The sequence below is a fragment of the Pseudomonas sp. MEJ108 genome, from assembly GCF_030208985.1.
GTDB classification, from domain to species: Bacteria; Pseudomonadota; Gammaproteobacteria; order Pseudomonadales; family Pseudomonadaceae; genus Aquipseudomonas; species Aquipseudomonas fragariae.
This window is the reverse complement of record NZ_JARVSW010000010.1, coordinates 35,721-58,797: the sequence shown is the minus strand read 5'-3', so window position 1 is coordinate 58,797 and position 23,077 is coordinate 35,721. Positions and strand designations below refer to the sequence as shown.

The window sequence follows — 23,077 nt, the reverse complement described above, 5'->3', positions numbered from 1 at the left end:
GTTGTCTAGCTGATTGTCGACTTTCAAGCACGGTTACTGCCGTACCACGCGAGGGATCCATGGGACACACACTTTTCAAACCGCTGCTGCTGACCACCGCGCTGCTGGCCTGCGCGCCTTTGGCCCACGCGGCAAGCACGCTGGTGTATTGCTCTGAAGCCAGCCCGGCCGGTTTCGACCCCAGCCAGTACACCAGCGGCACCGACTTCGATGCCTCGGCCGAAACCGTTTTCAACCGTCTGACCCAGTTCAAGCGTGGCGGTACGGAAGTGGAGCCGGGTCTGGCCACGCGCTGGGACGTTTCGCCGGATGGCCTGACCTACACCTTTCACCTGCGCGATGGCGTGAAATTCCATACCACGGATTATTTCACCCCGACGCGCACGTTCAACGCCGATGACGTGCTGTTCACCTTCAACCGCCTGCTCGATGCCAACCACCCGTTCCGCAAGGCGTATCCGTCCGAGTCGCCCTACTTCACCGACATGGGCCTGAATACGACGATCAAGAGCGTCGAGAAAGTCGACCCGCTGACCGTCAAGTTCACCCTGAACAACATCGATGCGGCCTTCGTGCAGAACCTGGCCATGAGCTTCGCATCCATTCAGTCTGCCGAGTACGCAGACAAGCTGCTCAAGGAAGGCAAGGCCGAAGACCTGAACCAGAAGCCCATCGGCACTGGTCCGTTCGTCTTCAAGCGCTACCAGAAGGATTCGCAGATCCGTTACGTCGGCAATACCCAGTACTGGAAGCCGGAGGATGTGAAGATCGACAACCTGATCTTCTCGATCAGCAGTGATGCCGCCGTGCGCCTGCAGAAGCTCAAGGCCAACGAATGCCAGGTCAGCGGCTATCCGCGTCCACAGGACATCGAGGAGATGAAAAAGGACCCGAAACTCAAGGTCCTCAGCCAGCCAGGCTTCAACCTGGGCTTCGTGGCCTACAACGTTACGCATCCGCCGCTGGATCAGCTCAAGGTCCGCCAGGCGCTGGACATGGCCATCGACAAGCCGGCGATCATCAAAGCGGTTTATCAGAGCGCGGGCCAGCTGGCTGAAAATGCGCTGCCGCCGGGTCAGTGGAGCTTCGATCCGACCATCAAGGACGCCCCGCACGACCTGACCAAAGCCAGGCAGCTGCTCAAGGAAGCAGGTGTAGCGCCGGGTACCAAAATCGACCTGTGGGCCATGACTGTGCAGCGCGCGTCGAACCCCAATGCACGCATGTCGGCACAGATGATCCAGTCCGACTGGGAGAAAATCGGTATCAAGGCCAACATCGTCAGCTATGAATGGGGCGAATACATCAAGCGCGCCAAGGCCGGCGAGCATGACGCGATGATTTACGGCTGGACCGGTGATAACGGTGACCCCGACAACTGGCTCGGCGTGCTTTACAGCTGCGCAGCCGTCAAAGGCAGCAACTACGCCAAATGGTGCGACCCGGCCTATGACAAGCTGGTGCAGCAGGCCAAGCTGACCAGCAACCGCGATGAACGCATCAAGCTCTATCAACAGGCTCAACACATTCTCAAGCAGCAGGTGCCGATCACCCCGATTGCCAACTCCAAGGTGTTTCAGCCGATGCGCCAGGAAGTGCAGGACTTCAAGATCAGTCCCTTCGGTCTGACACCCTTTTATGGTGTCAGCCTGGGAACAGTGAAGTAACAACACAGCGCCAACCGGGTGCATTTTTCTCACCCGGTTGCGCCTTATTGGTGCGCGAAATAATCGAAAAAGCGTCGCGCAAACGATCAACTACCAAGAAAGTTACACTTTCGCGACATTCCTGTACGATCGTGCCACTCTTTGTCGCTTCTTTCGCCTCACTGTCTTGCTTTGGGTATGGCCCCTGCATAAGTATCGGACGGATCGGCTCACGAGGTCGTTCCCTCTAATCAAAAATGACAACAACTGAGGCAACCATGCTCAAACACGCGGTCATTCCGTTTCTGGTCGGCGCCAGCTTGCTCGCCAGCGCACCTTTCGCTCACGCGGCATCGAATCTGGTGTTCTGTTCCGAGGGCAGCCCAGCGGGCTTCGATCCGGGTCAATACACCACTGGTACTGACTTCGACGCCTCGGCAGAGACCATCTTCAACCGCCTGAGTCAGTTTGAGCGCGGCGGCACCGCCGTAGTGCCGGGCCTGGCGACCAAATGGGACATCTCCGAAGATGGTCTGACGTACACCTTCCACCTTCGCGAAGGCGTCAAATTCCACACCACGCCGTACTTCAAGCCGACCCGTGAATTCAATGCCGATGACGTGCTGTTCACGTTCAATCGCATGATCGACAAGGACATGCCTTACCGCAAAGCGTACCCGACCGAATTCCCGTACTTCACCGATATGGCGATGGACACCAACATCAAGAAGATCGAGAAGATCGACGATCACACCGTCAAGTTCGTGCTGGGCATGGTCGACGCCGCGTTCATCCAGAACATGGCGATGAGCTTCGCGTCCATCCAGTCCGCAGAGTACGCCGCCAAGCTGCTCAAGGAAGGCAAGCCGGAGCTGATCAATCAGCAGCCGATCGGCACTGGTCCGTTCGTGTTCAAGAGCTACCAGAAAGACTCCAACATCCGTTACACCGGCAACAAGGATTACTGGAAGCCTGAGGACGTCAAGGTCGACAATCTGATCTTCGCCATCACCACCGATGCTTCGGTGCGCATGCAGAAGCTCAAGAAAAACGAATGCCAGATCACGGCTTATCCGCGTCCTGCCGACGTCAAAATCCTCAAGGAAGACAAAAGCCTGAAGATGCCTGATCAGGCGGGCTTCAACCTGGGTTACATCGCCTACAACGTGATGCCTCAGATCAAGGGCGAAGACCATCCAAACCCGCTGGCTCAGTTGGAAGTGCGTAAGGCGCTGGACATGGCGGTCAACAAGCAGCAGATCATCGACTCGGTTTACCAGAGTGCAGGTCAATTGGCGGTCAACGCCATGCCGCCGACCCAGTGGTCCTATGACACCACCATCAAGGACGCCAAGTACGATCCCGAGAAAGCTCGCCAGTTGCTCAAGGAAGCCGGCATCAAGGAAGGCACCGAAATCACCCTGTGGGCGATGCCGGTTCAGCGTCCTTACAACCCCAACGCCAAACTGATGGCCGAAATGCTCCAGTCCGACTGGAAGAAGATCGGTATCAACGCCAAGATCGTCAGCTATGAATGGGGCGAGTACATCAAGCGCGCCAAGAATGGCGAGAACGGTGCCATGCTGATCGGCTGGAGCGGTGACAATGGTGACCCGGACAACTGGCTCGGCACCCTGTTCGGCTGCGACGCCCTGAATGGCAACAACTTTGCCAAATGGTGCGACAAGCCGTTCGACACGCTGATCCATCAGGCCAAGCAAACGTCCGATCAGACCGAGCGCACCAAACTGTACAAGCAGGCGCAACACCTCCTGAAAGACGCCGTGCCAATGACGCCTATTGCGCACTCGACGGTCTATCAACCCATGAGCTCCAAAGTACAGGACTTCAAGATCAGCCCGTTTGGCTTGAACTCCTTTTACGGTGTGAGCGTGAGCGGCAAGTAAAAGCGACTGTTTGCTGCGCCGCTCACCCGGCGCAGCAAACCGCTCTACTTGAATATAAGCCCCGAGTGATGGGTTGAAACGTGCCGATAACGGCATTCTTCTACTATCACTAAGATATTTCCTACGAGCTTTGCAGCCTTCGAGCCTATATACCGCGTGCCTCTGACGACTTACCGTCGAAGGGCAGCGGCAATGGCGGGAAGCACGCCGCTTCGTGTCCAGGTGTACCGGGCATGTCGTGCAAAATTGCGTGGGGCGAGGCCTTTAGGCCAGTTAGATATTAGAGCCTCGGCTCATCCTTCGAGGATAGGGATCATCATGCGTAAAACTCTTGCGATGACGTCGTGCCTGGGACTGTTGGCACTGGCCCCGTTTGCCCAGGCGGCAAGCAATCTGGTGTTTTGCTCCGAAGCGAGCCCGGCTGGCTTCGACGGTGCGCAATACACTTCCTCCACCGATAACGATGCATCCGAGCCGATCTACAATCGACTCACCGAATTCAAGCAAGGCGATACCACCGTGGTTCCAGCGCTGGCGACTTCCTGGGACACCTCGGAAGACGGCCTGGTCTACACGTTTCATCTGCGCGAGGGCGTGAAGTTCCACAGCAACAAGAACTTCAAGCCCAGCCGTGACTTCAACGCCGACGACGTGCTGTTCACCTTCAATCGCATGCTCAAGCCCGATCATCCGTTCCGTGTCGCTTACCCGACCGAGTTCCCCTACTTCACCGGCATGGGCCTGAACAAGAAGATCAAGTCCGTCGAGAAGACCGACCCGCTGACCGTCGTCTTCACCCTCAATACGGTCGATGCGGCATTCATCCAGAACATCGCGATGAACTTCGCCGGCATTCTCTCCGCCGAGTACGCCGAACAGCTGATGGCCAAGGGCGACGTGCGCGACATCAATCAGCAGCCTATCGGTACAGGGCCGTTCGTGTTTCAGCGCTATCAGAAGGATTCGCAGATTCGCTACAAGGGCAACAAGGAATTCTGGGACCCGAGCCGGGTGAAAATCGACCAGTTGATCTTCGCCATCGTGACCGACGCCTCCGCGCGCATGCAAAAGCTCAAGGCCAACGAATGCCAGGTCTCGGTCAACCCGCGTCCGGCGGACCTCGCCAGCCTCAAGGCAGACAAAAGCCTGCAGGTCATCGAGAAGCCAGGCTTCAACCTCGGCTACATCTCTTACAACGTGCGCCACGAACCGCTGGGCAAGCTGCAAGTCCGTCAGGCGCTGGACATGGCCGTCAACAAAAAGGCGATCATCAACGCGGTTTATCAGGGCGCGGGGCAACTGGCAGTCAACGCCATGCCACCGACCCAGTGGTCCTATGACGACAGCATCAAGGACGCCCCCTACGACCCGGAAAAAGCCAGGACCCTGTTGCGTGCCGCTGGCGTCAAGGAAGGCACGGAACTAACCCTGTGGGCCATGCCGGTTCAGCGTCCGTACAACCCCAACGCCAAACTGATGGCTGAAATGCTTCAGGCCGACTGGGCCAAGGTCGGTATCAAGGTCAAGATCGTCAGTTACGAATGGGGTGAATACCTCAAACGCACCAAAAACGGCGAGCACGATATCTCGCTGATCGGCTGGACCGGCGACAACGGTGACCCGGACAACTGGCTGGGCACGCTTTACAGCTGCGACGCGATTGGCGGCAACAACTATTCGATGTGGTGCGACAAGAAATACGACGACCTGATCAAGGACGCGGTTGCGACCACTGACCGCGTGAAGCGTACCGAACTGTACCAACGGGCGCAGCGCTACCTGAAGGAGCAGGTGCCGATCACACCGATTGCCCACTCGACCGTCAATCAGCCATTGCGCGCCGAGGTCAGGGACTTCCACGTCAGCCCGTTCGGTCGCAACAACTTTTCAGGCGTCAGCATCGTCGATTGATCGAAAACTCCGTACGCCCTCGCCGTCTTGTGTCACGGCGAGAGCGGGTACTTGCGCGTCGATACCTATAACAACGCAGGACCCAAAGTCCTGCACCACCAAAAGCCAGGCTCAAAGAACTGGCATATAAAAAAGTGATAAAGGGAGCTGCACATCGTGAAAACAACTAGCACTGCGTTATTGGCATTGTCTCTCTCGTCGTTTGGCGCACTGGTTCAGGCTGAACCGGCAAGCCAGACGTTCGTACCGACCGAGCTGAGTTCAAAGAATGCACAGGCCGACGCCAACGGTTTTATCGAAGATCAACACCTGACCGGCACGACCCGTAACTGGTACGCCAATGAACTCAAACGTCGCGGCGAAGTGTTCCGCTACAACGACAACGGCATTGCCGAGCAGACCTCGCGCCGTATCAACTGGCAGCAGGGCACGATCGTCAACTACACCTCCGGTTATACGCAGGGCGTTGTAGGTTTCTCCACCGAACTGGCGCTGTACAACGCCATTGCGCTGGACCGTGACACCGACGACTTTGCCGGCAACTCCAACCGTACCCTGGCACACAGCGACGGCGATGCAGTCGGTCAGTGGAGCAAGATGGGCCTGGGCAACGTCAAGGCGCGGGTTTCCAACACCGTACTGACCATGGGTCGCCAATCGGTGAACACCCCGGTCATCGCCTTCATCGGCAACCGCGCACTGCCCTCCAGCTTCCAGGGTGTTGCCGTACAGAGCGACGAGCTGAATAACCTGTCCTTTCAAGCCGGTAGTTTCGACCGCGTATCGCCACGTATGGAGCAGAGCCTGGACAAGTTCCGCTCCGAGTACGGTGATCGCAGCCAGACCGCCGACCGTCTGGACATGTTCGGCGCTGACTACAAGCCGACCGACAGCCTGACAACCAGCTTTTACGCATCGAATCTGGAAGATTTCTGGCACCAGTACTACTTCGGTTTCACCCACGAACTGGGTGACAGCAAGGCGCTGGCGCTCAGCACCAACCTGAACTACTACAAGACCAAGGACTCCGGTCAAAGCAAACAGGGCCCTATCGACAACGATACCTACAGCCTGTCCTTCACCGGTACACACAATGCTCACAGCATCAGCCTTGCCTATCAGCAAGTATCTGGCGATGAGTACTTCGACTATGCGCACGACACCAACGCGATCTTCCTGGCCAACTCCCTGCTCTCGGACTTCAACGGCCCGAACGAGAAATCCCTGCAGATCGCCTACGTACTGAACATGGCCGAATACGGCGTGCCGGGTCTGAAATTCAACATCTACCAGGCTCGTGGCTGGGACATCGACGGCACCAAATACAAAGGCAACGTCTACGGCGACGTCCAGACCATCAATGGCGTTCGTACACCGAGCGGCGTAAACGCAATGGACGGCGAGACTCACTACGAATACGGTATCGGTACGTCGTACTCCGTGCAGTCCGGCCCGCTCAAGGCCACCGCCATCCGCGCCACTTACACCACCCACCGCGCCAGCGAGAATCAGGCTGATGGCAACATCAACGAATTCCGTCTGGTGACCACCGTTCCGTTCAACATTCTTTAAGCGGTCCCGTAGCCGTGGCTGACACAGGGTCAGTCACGGCTTCTTCGATCAACAAGGAGGCTTCTATTGAAACTGCTATCGCTCCGCGCGTCGATTGCCATTGCGCTGCTTAGCGCCGCCGCAACCGTTTCGGCCAAACCGCTGGTGGTCTGCACCGAAGCGAGCCCTGAAGGTTTCGATATCGTGCAGTACACGACCGCCGTCACGGCAGATGCCTCGGCCGAAACCATTCTTGAACGTCTGGTAGCGTTCACCCCAGGCACCACTGATACCGTACCGGGCCTGGCTGAAAGCTGGGACATCAGCCCCGACGGTCTGACGTACACTTTCAAACTGCGAAAGGGCGTCAAATTCCAGACCACCGACTACTTCAAGCCCACCCGCGAAATGAATGCCGATGACGTGGTCTGGAGCTTCAAGCGCCAGTTGGACCCCAAGCATCCGTGGCACGCACTTTCGCTGGTCGGCTACCCCTATTTTGAAAGCATGGGCTTCCAGAACTTGCTCAAGGACGTCGAAAAAGTTGACGACTCCACCGTCAAGTTCACCCTTGCGCATCCCGAGTCGCCATTCCTGCGTGATCTGGCGATGCCGTTCACCTCGATCTATTCCGCCGAATACGCCGACCAGTTGCTCAAGAGCAACAAGACCGCCGAACTCAACAGCAAACCGATTGGCACCGGCCCGTTCATCCTGACTCGCTATGCCAAGGATGCCCAAGTCCGCTATAAAGCCAACCCAAATTACTGGAAAGGCAAAGTGCCGAGTGAAGCACTGATCTTTGCCATCACTCTGGACAACAACACACGCCTGCAAAAGCTCAAGGCGAATGAATGTCAGGTTGCGCTTTACCCAAAACCTGACGATATTGCCAACATCAAGGCTGACCCCAATCTCAAGATCGACGAGATGGAGTCCATGATGACCAGCTACCTGGCCATGAACACCTCGCACAAATACCTGAGCGATGTGCGCGTGCGGCAGGCGATCAATCTGGCCTTCGACAAGAAATCGTACATCAGGGCACTGTTTGGCGAAGGCAAGGCCACTGAGGGTGTAGGCCCGTATCCACCGACCATGATGGGTTACGACACCGCTAGCAAGAGCCCCGCATACGATCCTGACAAGGCCCGTGCGCTGCTCAAGGAAGCCGGCGTACCTGAGGGTCAGGTATTCACCCTGTTTGCTCGAAATGGCGGCGCGGTGACCAACCCGAACCCGATGGTAGGCGCACAGATGCTTCAGTCGGACATGGCCAAGGTCGGGATCAAGATAGACATTCGCATCATGGAATGGGGCGAAATGCTCAAGCGCGCCAAAAATGGCGAACACGACATGGTTTTTGCCGGATGGGCTGGCGACAATGGCGACCCGGATAACTTCCTCACGCCCAACCTGAGCTGTGACGCGGCCAAAAATGGCGAGAACTATGCCCGCTGGTGCAACAACGCGTTCGAGGACGCAATCACTCAAGCACGAAAAATAACCGAACCGGCGGAACGTGCCGCCCTCTATAAGCAGGCTCAACAAGTGTTCAATCAAGAACAGCCCTGGATCAGCCTGGCTTACCCGAAACTTTTCGTTGCAATGCGCAAAGATGTCGAAGGCTTTAAAATAAGCCCTTTGACCAATAACAACTTCGCCACTACCCAGGTGAAGTAGAAAAATAATCCGGCGAGCTCATAACCCGAGACTCGCCGGAGCACGCCTAACCGGCTGATGAGGTACACACCAAGATGTTTAGTTTTATCGCCCGCCGAGTGGGGTTGCTGATACCCACTTTCTTCGGCATCACCTTATTGACCTTCGCCCTGATTCGTCTGATTCCGGGCGATCCGGTCGAAGTCATGATGGGTGAGCGCCGTGTCGATCCGGAAATGCACGCTCAGGCCATGGAGCGTCTGGGTCTGAACAAACCCCTCTACGCCCAGTACATCGATTACATCGGCAAGCTCGCCCAGGGCGACCTCGGTGAATCGCTGCGTACGCGCACCAGTGTCTGGTCCGAATTCACTTCGCTGTTCCCGGCAACCCTGGAGTTGTCGCTGGCGGCGCTGATTTTCGCGGGTATTCTCGGCCTGCTGGCCGGGGTGATCGCCGCACTCAAGCGAGGGTCCCTGTTCGACCATGGGGTCATGGGGATTTCCCTCGCCGGTTATTCCATGCCGATCTTCTGGTGGGGCCTGATCCTCATCATGTTCTTCTCGGTAACGCTGGGCTGGACCCCGGTTTCCGGGCGCATCGACCTGCTGTACGACATTCCGCCGGTCACCGGCTTCATGCTGATCGACACGCTGCTCAGTGACGAACAGGGTTCGTTCCTCGATGCCCTGCACCACATGATTCTGCCGGCCATCGTACTGGGCACCATCCCGCTCGCGGTGATCGCCCGGATGACTCGCTCGTCGATGCTCGAAGTGCTGCGTGAAGACTACGTGCGTACCGCCAGAGCCAAAGGCCTGTCGCCTGCCCGTGTGGTATTCGTTCATGGCCTGCGCAATGCGCTGATTCCGGTACTGACCGTGTTCGGTCTGCAAATCGGTACCTTGCTGGCCGGTGCGGTACTGACCGAAACGATCTTCTCCTGGCCGGGTATCGGCAAGTGGTTGATCGAAGCCATTGGCGCCCGGGACTACCCGGTCGTGCAAAACGGCATTCTGCTGATCGCCTGTCTGGTGATCCTGGTCAATTTCGTGGTGGATATCCTCTACGGCTTTGCCAACCCACGCATTCGTCACCAGCGCTGAGATCATCGATATGAGCACCCCTACTCCTGCGGTAGCAGTCGATCAAAGCCTGCTTTACCCATCCCCGTACAAAGAATTCTGGCAAGCCTTCTCGAAAAACAAAGGCGCGGTTGCCGGCCTGCTGTTCATGATCCTGATCGTGTTCTGCGCCCTGTTCGCGCCCTGGGTTGCACCCCATGACCCGAGCGAGCAATACCGCGACTTCCTGCTGACGCCTCCGGTGTGGCTCGAAGGCGGCCAATGGCAATTCATCCTCGGTACCGACGAACTGGGCCGCGATCTGCTGTCACGTCTGATCCAGGGCTCGCGCCTGTCGCTGCTGATCGGTCTGGCATCGGTGGTCATGTCGCTGATCCCCGGCATTCTGCTGGGCTTGCTGGCGGGCTTCTTCCCTCGCGTGCTCGGCCCTTCGGTGATGCGCCTGATGGACATCATGCTCGCCCTGCCTTCGCTGCTGCTGGCTGTGGCCATCGTGGCGATCCTCGGCCCAGGCCTGATCAATACCGTAATCGCCATCGCCATCGTGTCGCTGCCTTCCTATGTTCGTCTGACCCGCGCTGCGGTGATGGGCGAGCTGAACCGCGACTACGTGACGGCTGCCCGTCTGGCTGGCGCCACACTGCCACGCCTGATGTTCATCACCGTGCTGCCCAACTGCATGGCACCGCTGATCGTTCAGGCGACCCTGAGCTTCTCGTCGGCGATTCTCGATGCCGCAGCGCTGGGCTTCCTGGGTCTGGGCGTACAGCCACCGACGCCTGAGTGGGGCACCATGCTCGCCTCGGCGCGCGACTACATCGAACGTGCCTGGTGGGTCGTGAGCCTGCCCGGTCTGACCATTTTGCTCAGCGTGCTGGCAATCAACCTGATGGGCGACGGTCTGCGCGATGCGCTGGACCCGAAACTCAAGAACGCCGCCTGAGGAGATTCGCATGTCACTTCTTGAAATCAAGAATCTCAACGTCCGCTTCGGCGACGCCAAGGCCGTACCTGTTGTGGACGGCCTGTCCCTGAGCGTCGAAAAGGGAGAAGTACTGGCCATCGTCGGCGAATCGGGTTCCGGTAAATCGGTGACCATGATGGCGCTGATGGGGCTGATCGACTCCCCCGGCATCATCACCGCCGACGCGCTCAATTTCGACGGCAACGACCTGCTCAAGCTCAACTCGCGGCAGCGTCGACGCATCATCGGCAAAGACCTGGCGATGGTCTTTCAGGACCCGATGACCGCTCTGAACCCCAGCTATACCGTGGGTTTCCAGATCGAGGAAGTGCTGCGCCAGCACCTGAACATGTCGGGCAAGGCCGCACGCCAGCGTGCACTGGAACTGCTGGAAAAGGTCGAGATCCCTGGCGCCGCTGCGCGCCTGAATGCCTACCCGCACCAACTGTCCGGTGGCATGAGCCAGCGTGTGGCGATTGCCATGGCGATTGCCGGCGAACCGAAACTGCTGATCGCCGACGAACCGACTACCGCGCTGGACGTGACCATCCAGGCGCAGATCATGGAGCTGCTGCTGAGCCTGCAAAAAGAGCAGGACATGGCACTGGTGCTGATCACTCACGACCTGGCTGTCGTGGCCGAAACCGCCCAGCGAGTCTGCGTGATGTACGCCGGTCAGGCCGTCGAAGTCGGTCAGGTGCCTGGGCTGTTCGATGTCCCTGCCCACCCGTACAGCGAAGCCTTGCTGGCCGCCATTCCCGAGCACAGCATGGGCGCCGAGCGCCTCGCCACGCTGCCGGGCATGGTCCCGGGCCGCTATGACCGTCCACAGGGTTGCCTGCTGTCTCCGCGCTGCCCGTACGTACGCGACAACTGCCGTACCGAACGCCCTGCCCTTGATCCCAAGGCGCACAGCCTGGCGCGCTGCTTCTATCCCTTGAATCAGGAGGTGGCGTAATGAGCGTCGTACTGACCGCCCGCGACCTTACCCGTCACTACGAAGTTTCCCGCGGCCTGTTCAAGGGCTCGGCGCTGGTGCGTGCGCTTAACGGGGTGTCCTTTGAACTGGAAGCCGGCAAGACTCTGGCTGTGGTCGGCGAGTCCGGCTGTGGCAAATCGACACTGGCGCGCGCGCTGACACTGATTGAAGAGCCTTCATCCGGCTCGCTCAAAATCGCCGGTCAGGAAGTTGCCGGGGCCAGCAAGGCCGAGCGCAAGCAGTTGCGCAAGGACGTGCAGATGGTCTTCCAGAGCCCTTATGCCTCGCTCAACCCAAGGCAGAAAGTCGGGGATCAGCTCGGCGAGCCGCTGCTGATCAACACCAATCTGTCGGCCGCCGAACGCCGCGAGAAAGTGCAGGCGATGATGGCCCAGGTCGGTTTGCGCCCTGAGCACTATCAGCGCTACCCGCACATGTTCTCCGGCGGTCAGCGTCAGCGTATCGCGCTGGCCAGGGCAATGATGCTGCAGCCCAAAGTGCTGGTAGCGGACGAGCCGACTTCAGCGCTGGACGTATCGATTCAGGCCCAGGTACTGAACCTGTTCATGGACCTGCAGCAGGAATTCAACACCGCCTATGTGTTCATCTCCCACAACCTGTCGGTGGTGCGTCATGTCGCCGATACGGTATTGGTGATGTACCTGGGCCGGCCTGCGGAAATGGGTCCCAAGGAAGAGATCTACAACCGTCCGCTGCACCCGTACACGCAGGCGCTGCTGTCGGCGACCCCGACCATCCACCCGGACCCGCTCAAGCCGAAGATCAAGATCGTCGGCGAGCTGCCCAATCCGCTCAACCCGCCAAGCGGCTGCGCCTTCCACAAGCGCTGCCCCTATGCGACCGAGCGTTGTGCCGCCGAAGTGCCGGAGCTGCGTCTGGTGGATAACCGCCAGGTGGCGTGCCATTACGCCGAGCAATTCGTAGCGGCGTAGCTGGAAGCTACAAGCTACAAGCTACAAGCTACAAGCTACAAGCTACAAGCTACAAGCTACAAGACTATCGTGCCCACGCTCCAGCGTGGGCACGCAGTTCTGGACGCTCTGCGTCCGATCTTCGCTAGTCAATACACGTCCCGCCGATAACGCCCTTCCTCGATCAGTTCCCTGACTGCCTGCTCGCCCAGCACCTCGTTCAGCACCTGATCCACGCCCGCCGCCATACCCAGCAAGCTTCCACAGATGTAAATCGCTGCACCGTTGTCGAGCCATAGACGCAGTTCATCGGCCGCCTCGCGCAAGCGATCCTGCACGTAGATCTTTTCTGCCTGATCCCGGGAAAAAGCCAGGTCCAGACGCGTCAGATGGCCAGCCTGCAACCAGCTCTGCAGTTCAGCACCGCAATGGAAGTCATGCGCGCGGTTACGTTCGCCGAACAACAACCAGTTGCGCACTCGCCCTTGAGCGATACGCGTCTTGAGCAGGCTACGCAAACCGGCCAGCCCCGTGCCATTGCCCAGCAGGATCAATGGCAGCGGCTCGGCAGGCAGATGAAAGCTGCTGTTGCGGCGTAAACGCAGGCTGACGGCACCGCCCAGGGCACAGTGTTCGGTAAGCCATCCCGAGCCCAGCCCCAGGCTGCCGTCGGCATGCACTTCCTGGCGCACGATGAGCTGCAGACAGCCGTCCTCTGGAATCGAGGCAATCGAGTATTCGCGTAAGGAGACCGGCACCAGCGCATCGATCAACGCCTGCGCATGCAGCCCCACCAGATGCGCACGGTTCTGCGGTAGCTGGCGGCTTGCCAGCGCCTGCGCGAGCGGCTCCTGCAAACCATCCACGCTGACCAATGCATCCGGATCGACACCCAGCCCGGCGAGAAACGGCTCGATGACCCGCAGCGTGTGACGCGGCATCACCTCGACCAGATCCCCCGCCTGCCAGTGCGCCGAGGTAGGTGGCGTCAAGTCCAGCAGATAGACCTTCGAACCACTGCTGCCAGCGTTCAATAGCGCGCGCCGAGTCAGCGTCCAGTTCTCGAAAACCGGTGCCTGCCAGTGCGCTGCAGGCGCGCAACCGGTCACCTGCCCCAATTGCTGCTGCCAGTGTTGCAGGGCTGCAGGATCGGCGCTGTCGACTTCAACGGGCGGGAACAGGCTGCGTCCGCCCAGCTCGGTCAACCAGCCGTGCAAACGATGGGCAAAGCCGCAAAAATGCGGGTACTGCCGGTCGCCCAGCGCCAGAACGGCATAATCGAGCTGGTTCAGTGAAAGCGGACTACCCAGCAGCTTGCGCTCGAAACGTCGGGCACTGTCCGGCGCCTCCCCGTCACCAAAGGTACTGACAACGAACAGGGCATTACGGCTTCGGCATAGTTCTTCTTCGCTCAGATCGCCCAGCCGCTTCACGCGTACCGACAATCCCGAAGCCTGCAACTGGCCGGCGGTCTGCCAGGCCAATTGCTCGGCGAAACCGCTTTGACTGGCGAAACAGACGAGCCAGGACGCTTCATCGTCGTGATCACCACCCTGAACATCGCCGCGTGCACGCTCGATACCGCGCTTCTTGCGACGTCGATCCAGGTACAGCAACCAGCCAGTAATAAAGAACAGCGGCATCAGCAACGATGCGCCGGTCATGATGATTCGACCGACGAGCCCGAAGTAACTGCCGACGTGCAGCGCGTAATTGCTGGCCAGTAATTGCGCACCGAAACTGCGTTCGGCATAGCGTACGACCGAGCTGACCTGACCATTGGCCGGATCAAGGGTGATGGTGTTCAGCGCACGCGGGTGCGGAGAATCCTTGAGCAGGTAAAACACGGTGGCAGGCTGACCGCCTGCAGCAGGCAGGCGCAGGTTATAAGCCCGCAAGTCCGGCCCTGCGGTCTTCCGGATACTGTCCCAGACCGCCACGTAATCGACCACCAGCGGCAATCTTCCGGCAGCCTTGGCTGGGGCAGCGATGCCCTCCTCGAGCGGCGGATCCCCGATCAGTTTATTCAGGCCGTTGCTCACCCAGTCATATGACCAGGTGAGCCCCGTGATGGCGAACAACAGGTAGAACAACAAGCACCAGGTGCCGAAGATCGAATGCAGATCCCAGTTGAAACTGCGCCCCTTCTTCGCCCAGTCAACCGTCAGCCAGACCCGCCAGTTCCGCACTGCGCGAGGCCAGCGCAGGTACAGTCCGGACAGGCAAAAAAACACCAGAATCAGCGTACACGCCGCAGTGACCTGCTTGCCCGCCTCGCCCATGGCCAGATAACGGTGCAGCTTCAGGACAAAGTCGAAAAACCCTTCCCCCACCGCATTGCCTTTCAGCTCGCCGGTGTAGGGATCGAAATTGCGCTTGGGGCCTCGACGCTCGCCCGCTTTGGGCGTGAAGAAGACCTGAGCGACACGATTGCCGGTGGTTTCGACACGCAGAATAGCGACCGTCAGGCCGGTCGCAGCTTCCAGCCTGCGCACCAGTTCGACGGGCGGCAGCGTGGTACCGCGCGACTCGACCAACAGCACATTCGGATTCAGCGCATCGAGAATTTCGTCCTCGAACGAATACAGCGCACCGGTCAGCCCCATGAGGGTCAACACCAGACCTGCCGTGATCCCGAAGAACCAGTGCAGTTGAAACAGGACTTTCTTCAACGCCGACGCTCCCCCCTCTGCGGGCTGCGGCGCGCATTATGCTCCAACCGCGACACATTCTCATCTTTAAATCGAGGCAACGCGGGTTTCCCTGTCCAGTCGCGCCGCTGACGAGTAAAAACATCCTTATAAAGAACATTAAATCTACCCCTATACCACCTCCATTTAAAAAGGCAGTTGCCCACGACAGCTGACTGCAAATAGTCAGGTGTCTTACATCTTTAAACCATGTTTCTGCTTTGACGCCCTCCGCCCTGAAACTCTAATCTTTTTCAGCACGAGAACATTAACTCGTGGAGGGGATCAATTTCTGTTCTCCCAGTGGAAATAAGGACATATCCATGCACCCAATGTTTTATGACGTCGTGAAGGCAGAACCTTTATCCGGTGACCTCAAGGCGGATGAGGCGATAAAAACGGCCGAACTGTTCGGTACGATGTCGTCTGCCACTAACAAGCAGGTCACCCGTGCACCTGGTCTGATTCTGACCAAAGAGCAGATTATCAACCTCAAGAAATATGAATTGGCGGGCCTCGCTCTGCCCATTGAACTGGACGATGTCATTGTTTATCTCGGCTATTCAAAAGGTGCCGGTGTCGGGCTTGAACCTGAAGACTTTCTGAAAAGTTTCAACCTTATCCACCGGCATGCACGTCGCTGGAGTCCTCTGCGCACCGACCTTCTGGGCATAGGCAGCAAACTGAAAGTCTTCGCAGGCAAGATGCTCGTGTACGGCCAAAGCATGGAGGAGATCAACGACGACATCCGGACCGGGAAAATCGTTGACCATTATCAGATCAAGACACTGGAGGATGTTAAACGCTTGACCCTTGAACTGGGCAAGGACTTCCCGGGCATCGCGCTGGATGAAAACGATAAGGAGATCACCAAGGAAATAGGCTACCACCTCACCGATATACTGGACCTGATCACCGCCAATCTGGCCGATGCCCAAACCATCAAGAAGGAGCTGGATCAGTTCGGCCTGGACCTGTCGCTGCATGTCGGGCCCGAGATACAACGCAAGATGGTTGCCATCGACAACAGCTCACTGCCAGCCGACGTGGCGAAGCTGACCCTGGATATCGAGCAGCGCGCAAAGGACATCGATGAAAAGAACAAGGAATACAAGGCGACGGTACAACAATCGTTGAATTCGGTCAGTAGCTTGAACATTGCGGGTCTGGCACTGGGCATTTACTTTGGCGTCGAGGCTGAGAATGCCAGGTACGCACGCAATGAATTAATCGCACAACAAGCCGCCGACATAGACACCTTGCAAGACAAGAACAATATTCTGGGCTCATTGAGCAGGGTAAAGTTTAATTTGCAGAACCTGGCGACGATTGTGGTCGATGCCGACGTGGCCACTAAAAACCTGATTACCGTATGGAACAAGCTTTTTCTGTTCATTGAGGCGTCTGTGGGATCGGCGTCCGAGATAAACGACGCCTTGTCCTTAAGGCAATTTATGAATCACTTCAGACAAGTCGTTCAACCCTGGAAGACCATCGAAGATGACTCGGACGCCTTGCTTAATGTGTTCAAGGAAGCCGATGAAGAATATAAACGGATTTATGGATAACTCGACAATGAAAAATACGCTCACGCTCAATGACACCGCCTTCTCGGCTCAAGCACCTGACCGCGCCGCCATGACTCGCAGCCTGCAACTCATGCGTAACAATCTGGTAAAGGCAGACCTGCTGTTTGCCAAGACCCAGTACCTGCCCAACCTTTATGAAAAGCTCACGCGCCTGAACATCCTGGCCGTCACTGAACAGCAGCGCCTCGGAGAACACGCTGAACGGCTGATCATTGATATCGAGTCGAAGACCACCCTGCTGAGGCAGTACGCTCAACCCTCCGCTATTCCCATAGATGCCGAGGATCTGGAAGATATTGACGCTCAGTGTCAGCGCCTTGTGAACAATGTCACTGCAACGGCCGATCAACTGGCCAATGCTGTGAGTGGACTGACGCAAGGTATCGATCGACAGCAGACCGCTGAGTTTGTACAGAGTCTGGAAGGTGACATGGCAAAAGTCGGCATCGAACTCGATGTTTCACACACCCGCCTGGCGAAGTTGAAAGACGAGCGTCAAGTGCTGAGCAGCGCTATCGACGCCCTGGAAAGCAAGGGGCTGGCGAGTATTGCCAAGGACACCTTGATCACTGCGGAGAAGGTGCTCGGCCTGGGAATGCAGCCCCCGCAACTCGCCGTGATCATGCTGGCGCTCGAGCAAATGAAGGCGACCCTGGAAAAGGGTGCAGCGGGAATCAACCTCATCGCGATGATCAAACGCCGTGATGGTTTTCGCGAGCGCATCAATGCCCTGTCCCAGCAATTGGCAAGCCTGGACAAGGACAAAATGGGGTTCGCACAGCGCATTGAACTGCTTGAATGCTTCAACGCTTTTGACGAGCAACGGGCCGCTTATGTCGAGCAATACCAGAAAATCAAAAACGCGCTGGACAGCTTTCTGGACGTCAACACCACGGGTACATCCGATGACAGCCAACGCAGCATGCGCCTGATCGAGTCGGGCCGACAGTTGATCGGCTACTTGAGCCGCATTCGCTGATAGCAGCGTAGCTCGGGTTGCAAGGGGAATGGCCTGTACGCCCGTTGCAACCCGCGTTTATACACCTGCCGTTCGACAGCAGCCAAAAAGTCATCAACTCTCGAGGGGCCAGCATGACAGAACAACTCTTGTACCAAAGCGACTTCAAGGACCTCACCACTTACCTGCAGGTCTTGCAGAGGCTTCCGGAATTGACCCGCTCTTTCAAGGTCCATCTTGATCAGGTGCCGCTGGCCGGACGCAGCGCCGACCCCATTCCCGAACTACGCAATGTGCTTGACAGGGCCTACAAGGACTTATCTGTCTGGTCAACGCTTATGCCCAAGTTGATGGCGATGCACAGACGACTTGACGCCCTGACGGCAGAACTCACGCAGTTTTCCGGAAATGCAACGCAGCACCAGAAGCTGGCCGTGCAACTGAGGGGCTCCGCAGGCGATCGGCTGATAGCGTTCGAGAACGAGTTCGATAACGAGGAACAGACCGTACAGAAACTGACCCAGGGTATCTGCACCATTCTGCCGCGACTTATTGACTTCCTGAACGACGCTATCTCTCGCTATAGCCGCAAGTTCGGACTGAAGCCGGGCAACCCTCTCCGGGAAAATCTGGCAAACGCCCTGCCGCTGTCATTCGGTGCACCGGATGCGATCGACGCGCAAGAACGACTGTTTCGTGCACAAGGTTATGCGTACCGAGCGTCAGGGTGGTACACCCGCGCTTACACGGCCGCCAGTAATCTGGGTGCCTACCTGTCGCGAATGTGGGAACTGCTCTGGGCCTGTGTGGGCAGCATTATCGGCGTACGTAAAGCCGACACACCTTCGCGTGACCGCCTGGCATCAGGGCTGCTACTGGTCAACGTGCGGGAAATCCAGCGTCTTTCCAAAGGGTTCGACACTGGGCAGGAGCTGACTGCCTGACCCCGGATGAAACGCAAAAAAAACCCGCGATCACTCGCGGGTTTTTATATCAGGACAGCGCTTACAGGTAGAACGACTTCAGCGGCGGGAAGCCATTGAATTCCACTGCGCTGTAACTGGTGGTGTAGGCACCGGTGGACAACCAGTACATGCGGTCACCGATGGCCAGGTTGAGGGGCAGACCGTACTTGTAGTTTTCGTACATGATGTCGGCGCTGTCGCAGGTAGGACCGGCGATGACCACTTCTTCCATTTCGCCTTTCTTTTCGGTCCAGATCGGAAACTTGATGGCTTCGTCCATGGTTTCGATCAGGCCGGAGAACTTGCCCACATCGGTGTATACCCAACGCTCGACCGCGGTACGCGACTTGCGGGCAACCAGTACCACTTCGCTGACCAGAATACCGGCGTTGGAGATCAACGAACGGCCTGGCTCGAGAATGATTTCCGGCAGGTCATCACCGAAGTCTTCCTTCAGGAAGCGAATGATCTCTTCAGCGTAGGTTTCCAGGCTGTTGGTGCGGGTGATGTAGTTGGCCGGGAAGCCGCCACCCATGTTGATCAGCTTGAGAACGATGCCGTCTTCTTCTTTCAGACGCTCGAAGATCACTTTGACCTTGGCGATGGCAGCATCCCAGACGCTGATGTCGCGCTGCTGCGAGCCGACGTGGAACGAGATGCCGTAAGGCACCAGACCCAGATCGCGGGCAAGAATCAGCAGGTCCATGGCCATGTCGGTCTGGCAGCCGAATTTGCGCGACAGAGGCCAGTCGGCGGTGGTCGACCCTTCGGTCAGGATGCGCACATAGACTTTCGCGCCCGGTGCAGCCTTGGCAATGTTGCGCAGGTCGGCTTCGGAGTCGGTGGCGAACAGACGCACGCCCTTCTCGTAGAAGTAACGAATGTCCTTGGATTTCTTGATGGTGTTGCCGTAGCTCATGCGCTCCGGACCAACGCCGCAGCTCAGGACCTTGTCCAGCTCGTAGATCGAGGCGATGTCGAAGCTCGAACCCTTTTCCTTGAGCAGATTGATGACTTCAACGGCAGGGTTGGCCTTGACCGCGTAGTAAACCTTGGCGAATTCGAAGCCCGCACGCAGGTCGTCATATGCCTTGCTGATGATGTCAGTATCAATGACCACGAACGGGGTTTCTTGCTTGTCAGCGAACGCCTTCATTTTCTTGAAGGTTTCGGCTGAGTAGTAGTCTTCGACATTGATCGGCATGCTGCTGGAACTCCTATTGGCAAACGGTATTGGTCAATGGGTACAAATGAACGCCCTCCGTATCCCCACTTTGGTTCGCCTACTTCCCAAGGCATGTCGCCGAAAGCAAAAAGGCCCTGAAGGGCTGCCTTCCTGGCCTTGCTGTCTCGTCGTCAGTACTTGAGCCGGATGGATCGTTTCCAGCATGGACGTTCGGCGCGAACTTTAGGACCTGAGGGGCCGGATATCAACAAAAAATGTCGCGTTTTTGCACAGGGCTCTCGAGTTGCCTTCCCAAGGACCTGTTTAACCGACCTGCATGACAGGCAGATGTTCCCTTGGGCCTGGAACGACGATGAAGCAAAGGGCTGCCCCGCCTGTCAGTTCTGACAGTGGACGGATTGGCTGTCCGCGCGCCCAATAACCCCCAAGCCACCTCATCTGGAAACGATCATGGACGATAGACACGATAAAACCGCAGGCTCGGAGCCTTCCAGCCTCACGCCACGTCAAACAAGTTTTACCGTCACAGGGAGGACTTCTGCCTACCTGAACAAGATTCGGCAGATGCGCCCCAGAGGGCACAGTGACTATCAGCCGACCAGCGTCTATGTCACGAAAGGCGAGCGCCTGGAACTCAGCTACTATGAAGAATCGACAGAAAAGATTTCGGCCGTTATCGGCGTTCCCGAACTTAATACACCCATCGTTATTGATCTGAATTTCGGTTTTAACGCCATCGATGTGCCTGAGTCCGGCCTGTTGAGCTTTATCTATCAAGAAGCGGGCAAGTCTGTCCTTATGATGATAAAGGGCTCCTACAGCCATGTACCTTCGTTCATCTTGAACGAGACGACCCATGCGCAGTGGCAGTCTGAGCTGGATCAACTGACCAGTGCACCGGTCGTGATGCTTACCAGCGAGCGAGCCATTATCGTCGTCCGCTACGAAAGCGCCCGGCTCTACATCACTGACCCCGAAAAGCTGATGGCCTACTACGATGACGTTATTCGCGCTCAGGACGGCATCTCCGGGGTGATCGAATACGGAGATAATGAATGGTCCATTGATCCTAACAAGCATCTGTATATAGAGGCCGACCGGCTTTATATGTTTGCTTCGGATGGTCATATGGGATTCAACGGCGCGACTCCGCTTGCCAGCCTGCTTTCAACTAATCCTGCCACTGGTTGGGGACCGTGGCATGAAAGCGGCCATCAGCGGCAGATGGACCCCATGACATGGGGAAGGGGGTCGGGAATGACTGAAGTAACGACCAACCTGTACAGCATGGCGACCCAGGAATTCCTGTTAGGGCGTGCGACCGGGGCGGATGACGGCTACCCCGTCATGAAAGCATATCGGGCCCTTAAGGTAAGGGACTACGACAAGATTCAGAATGTCGGACATAAAATGTTAATGATCTGGCAACTGCGCCTTACGTTTGGTAACTCGTTCTACCCTCAGTTGCATCAACGCTACCGACTCATGAAAAACCCGCCGGCACTGAACAGCGACAAAACGCAACGTTTTATCGTGGAAACCTCACTGATTAGCGGACGAGACCTGTCAGAATTTTTTGACCGCTGGGGAATGTATCCAACACCAGAGACGCTGCGGCAAACCTCAGACTTGCGAGCGCTTGAAGAGCCTATCTGGGACACTGATGATAAAAAGACGTATCCGCTATTACCGCCTGTTGGGACGTACTTTCCTGAGCTGGCCCATATCCTGTCGGACCTACGGGCGGATTTCAACCAGACCACCCGCTTCTCTATCAATGAGAAATGGTTCGGGAAATTCCGCTACAACATGACCAGAAACGGACTGGTTATGGCAACGGTCAATCATGCAGTCTGTATAAATTGCAGAGTCGTCTTTGACGGCGACCGTTGCTACATCGACACCCCCATTCAGATTTTGCCGGGTGAGAAATGGGTTGTAAACGTCGTCACTAACGACCTCAGCTCAGTGGAGTACGAGGCCGCCAGCACTCAATCCTACCCTTTGCTCTTGGTCACGATAAAAAATCTGTTTACCGATGACCGTTGTGCCGAACTCAGGCCGGGGCTTACGCAGTTCGCTTTGGATGCGTATTTCTCTGAAGTCAACAGCCTTCAAACGAACGAAATCCATACTCGCTTGCTGCGTCGGGCACAGCGCATTTATTTACAGAAAATGATTGGCAGCGTCCAGATTAGCGCAGGCACTGTCAGTGTCACGTTTGCCACCGCAGGCTTCAAGAACTACACCTATGTGCTCCAAGGCACTTCGTTCGTCTACGCGACGCTTGATAAGGGCAACCCCAGCCAGTCGGTTTTACTCGATAACACCTGGGTCAAGTATGCAGGTGTAGACCCCCATGACATATATTCCATCACCGTCAGTATGGATCACTCAAACACACCCTATGTGCTTTTTTCAGGCACGTTGGCGGAAGGCAGAATAGCACTGCCGATAAGAGCGCTTTTCACGGACTACACGATGACCCGGTTAACGCCTCTGGCCGACCAGGAAACCGTTAACGCACTGTACCAGACAGTCAATGGCGATCCGATAATCAGTTTGGCCAATCGGGCGGATTACCGAGCCTTCCTGGGTGCTGCGCAGCGCTTGCTGCTGGCGCCCAGTATCGCCCGTGTGGTGCGCACAACGAACAGCCTGTCGGTTCATTTTGCGGGGGAGGCGTTTAAGAAACTTGACTATAAGCTGTATGTAAACGGTGCTTACGTGTCCGAGATTACTCAGGGTTACGCCTATTATTCCAGCGTGAACAATGGCGTGTGGACGAGTTCCGGAAAATCTGACAGTGATGACCTGTGCCAGGTCATGTGCGAATACGACGGTATGGCCTACACCCTGTACGAAAGCAGTACCCCACACGGACGTAGTGAAACCGGGCCTCAAGACCCGAACGTCACTCATTGCGAGTTGGGCGGGCTGTAGCTGCCTCTATTGCCGCCAGTCACAACGACTGGCGGCAACACGGCAAATCAGAAAGCCACTTGCTCCGCAGGCGAAACAATACGGGTCTTCATGTCGCGCGAACGGCCCG

The 23,077-nt window shown here is 57.2% G+C and carries 15 protein-coding genes; 13 read left to right on the top strand and 2 right to left on the bottom strand.

Annotated elements, in window-relative coordinates:
- Positions 1-59: 59 nt before the first annotated feature.
- From QRN50_RS05555 to QRN50_RS05515, 9 genes are all read left to right on the top strand, one after another.
- Positions 60-1,667, top strand: coding sequence for an ABC transporter substrate-binding protein (locus tag QRN50_RS05555; protein ID WP_024652359.1), 1,608 nt, complete (start codon positions 60-62; stop codon positions 1,665-1,667).
- Positions 1,668-1,924: 257 nt separating this feature from the next.
- Positions 1,925-3,553 (top strand): ABC transporter substrate-binding protein, encoded by a 1,629-nt coding sequence (locus QRN50_RS05550; protein WP_024659405.1) that lies wholly within the window; start codon positions 1,925-1,927, stop codon positions 3,551-3,553.
- Positions 3,554-3,871: 318 nt separating this feature from the next.
- The gene (locus QRN50_RS05545; RefSeq protein WP_011268912.1) at positions 3,872-5,464 is read left to right on the top strand and encodes an ABC transporter substrate-binding protein; all 1,593 of its coding nucleotides are present in this window, start codon (positions 3,872-3,874) and stop codon (positions 5,462-5,464) included.
- A gap of 156 nt (positions 5,465-5,620) precedes the next feature.
- Complete coding sequence (locus QRN50_RS05540) at positions 5,621-7,036, top strand: OprD family porin (RefSeq protein ID WP_024640036.1); 1,416 nt, start codon at positions 5,621-5,623, stop codon at positions 7,034-7,036.
- A gap of 66 nt (positions 7,037-7,102) precedes the next feature.
- A complete protein-coding gene (locus QRN50_RS05535; RefSeq protein WP_024642524.1) occupies positions 7,103-8,698 on the top strand; it encodes an ABC transporter substrate-binding protein in 1,596 nt (531 codons plus the stop codon).
- A gap of 74 nt (positions 8,699-8,772) precedes the next feature.
- A complete protein-coding gene (locus QRN50_RS05530) occupies positions 8,773-9,783 on the top strand; it encodes an ABC transporter permease subunit (protein ID WP_003400038.1) in 1,011 nt (336 codons plus the stop codon).
- A 10-nt stretch (positions 9,784-9,793) separates the two neighbouring features.
- Entirely contained in the window at positions 9,794-10,705 is a 912-nt protein-coding gene (locus QRN50_RS05525) for an ABC transporter permease subunit (RefSeq protein WP_002555194.1), read from the top strand.
- 10 nt (positions 10,706-10,715) lie between these two features.
- Positions 10,716-11,684, top strand: a complete 969-nt coding sequence (locus QRN50_RS05520) for an ABC transporter ATP-binding protein (RefSeq protein WP_010436785.1) — start codon at positions 10,716-10,718, stop codon at positions 11,682-11,684.
- The gene (locus QRN50_RS05515) at positions 11,684-12,658 is read left to right on the top strand and encodes a peptide ABC transporter ATP-binding protein (RefSeq protein WP_003400031.1); all 975 of its coding nucleotides are present in this window, start codon (positions 11,684-11,686) and stop codon (positions 12,656-12,658) included. The genes QRN50_RS05520 and QRN50_RS05515 overlap by 1 nt, the downstream gene beginning before the upstream one ends.
- Before the next feature lie 128 nt (positions 12,659-12,786).
- On the opposite strand, the gene QRN50_RS05510 is transcribed toward QRN50_RS05515, so the two are convergent.
- Positions 12,787-15,309, bottom strand: a complete 2,523-nt coding sequence (locus QRN50_RS05510; protein ID WP_285427512.1) for a PepSY domain-containing protein — start codon at positions 15,307-15,309, stop codon at positions 12,787-12,789.
- A gap of 341 nt (positions 15,310-15,650) precedes the next feature.
- On the opposite strand from QRN50_RS05510, the gene QRN50_RS05505 reads away from it, so the two are divergent.
- From QRN50_RS05505 to QRN50_RS05495, 3 genes are all read left to right on the top strand, one after another.
- Positions 15,651-16,895, top strand: coding sequence for an alpha-xenorhabdolysin family binary toxin subunit A (locus tag QRN50_RS05505; RefSeq protein WP_003400026.1), 1,245 nt, complete (start codon positions 15,651-15,653; stop codon positions 16,893-16,895).
- Positions 16,896-16,902: 7 nt separating this feature from the next.
- A complete protein-coding gene (locus tag QRN50_RS05500; RefSeq protein ID WP_024642527.1) occupies positions 16,903-17,895 on the top strand; it encodes an alpha-xenorhabdolysin family binary toxin subunit B in 993 nt (330 codons plus the stop codon).
- 113 nt (positions 17,896-18,008) lie between these two features.
- A complete protein-coding gene (locus QRN50_RS05495; RefSeq protein ID WP_003400020.1) occupies positions 18,009-18,818 on the top strand; it encodes a hypothetical protein in 810 nt (269 codons plus the stop codon).
- Positions 18,819-18,879: 61 nt separating this feature from the next.
- Here the strand turns inward: QRN50_RS05495 and QRN50_RS05490 are convergent, their stop codons facing one another.
- Positions 18,880-20,043 carry a type III PLP-dependent enzyme gene (locus tag QRN50_RS05490; RefSeq protein ID WP_003368674.1) on the bottom strand — a complete coding sequence of 388 codons (1,164 nt, stop codon included), beginning with the start codon at positions 20,041-20,043 and terminating at the stop codon, positions 18,880-18,882.
- Between the two features lie 432 nt (positions 20,044-20,475).
- On the opposite strand from QRN50_RS05490, the gene QRN50_RS05485 reads away from it, so the two are divergent.
- Complete coding sequence (locus tag QRN50_RS05485; RefSeq protein WP_285427511.1) at positions 20,476-22,968, top strand: M60 family metallopeptidase; 2,493 nt, start codon at positions 20,476-20,478, stop codon at positions 22,966-22,968.
- Positions 22,969-23,077: the final 109 nt, after the last annotated feature.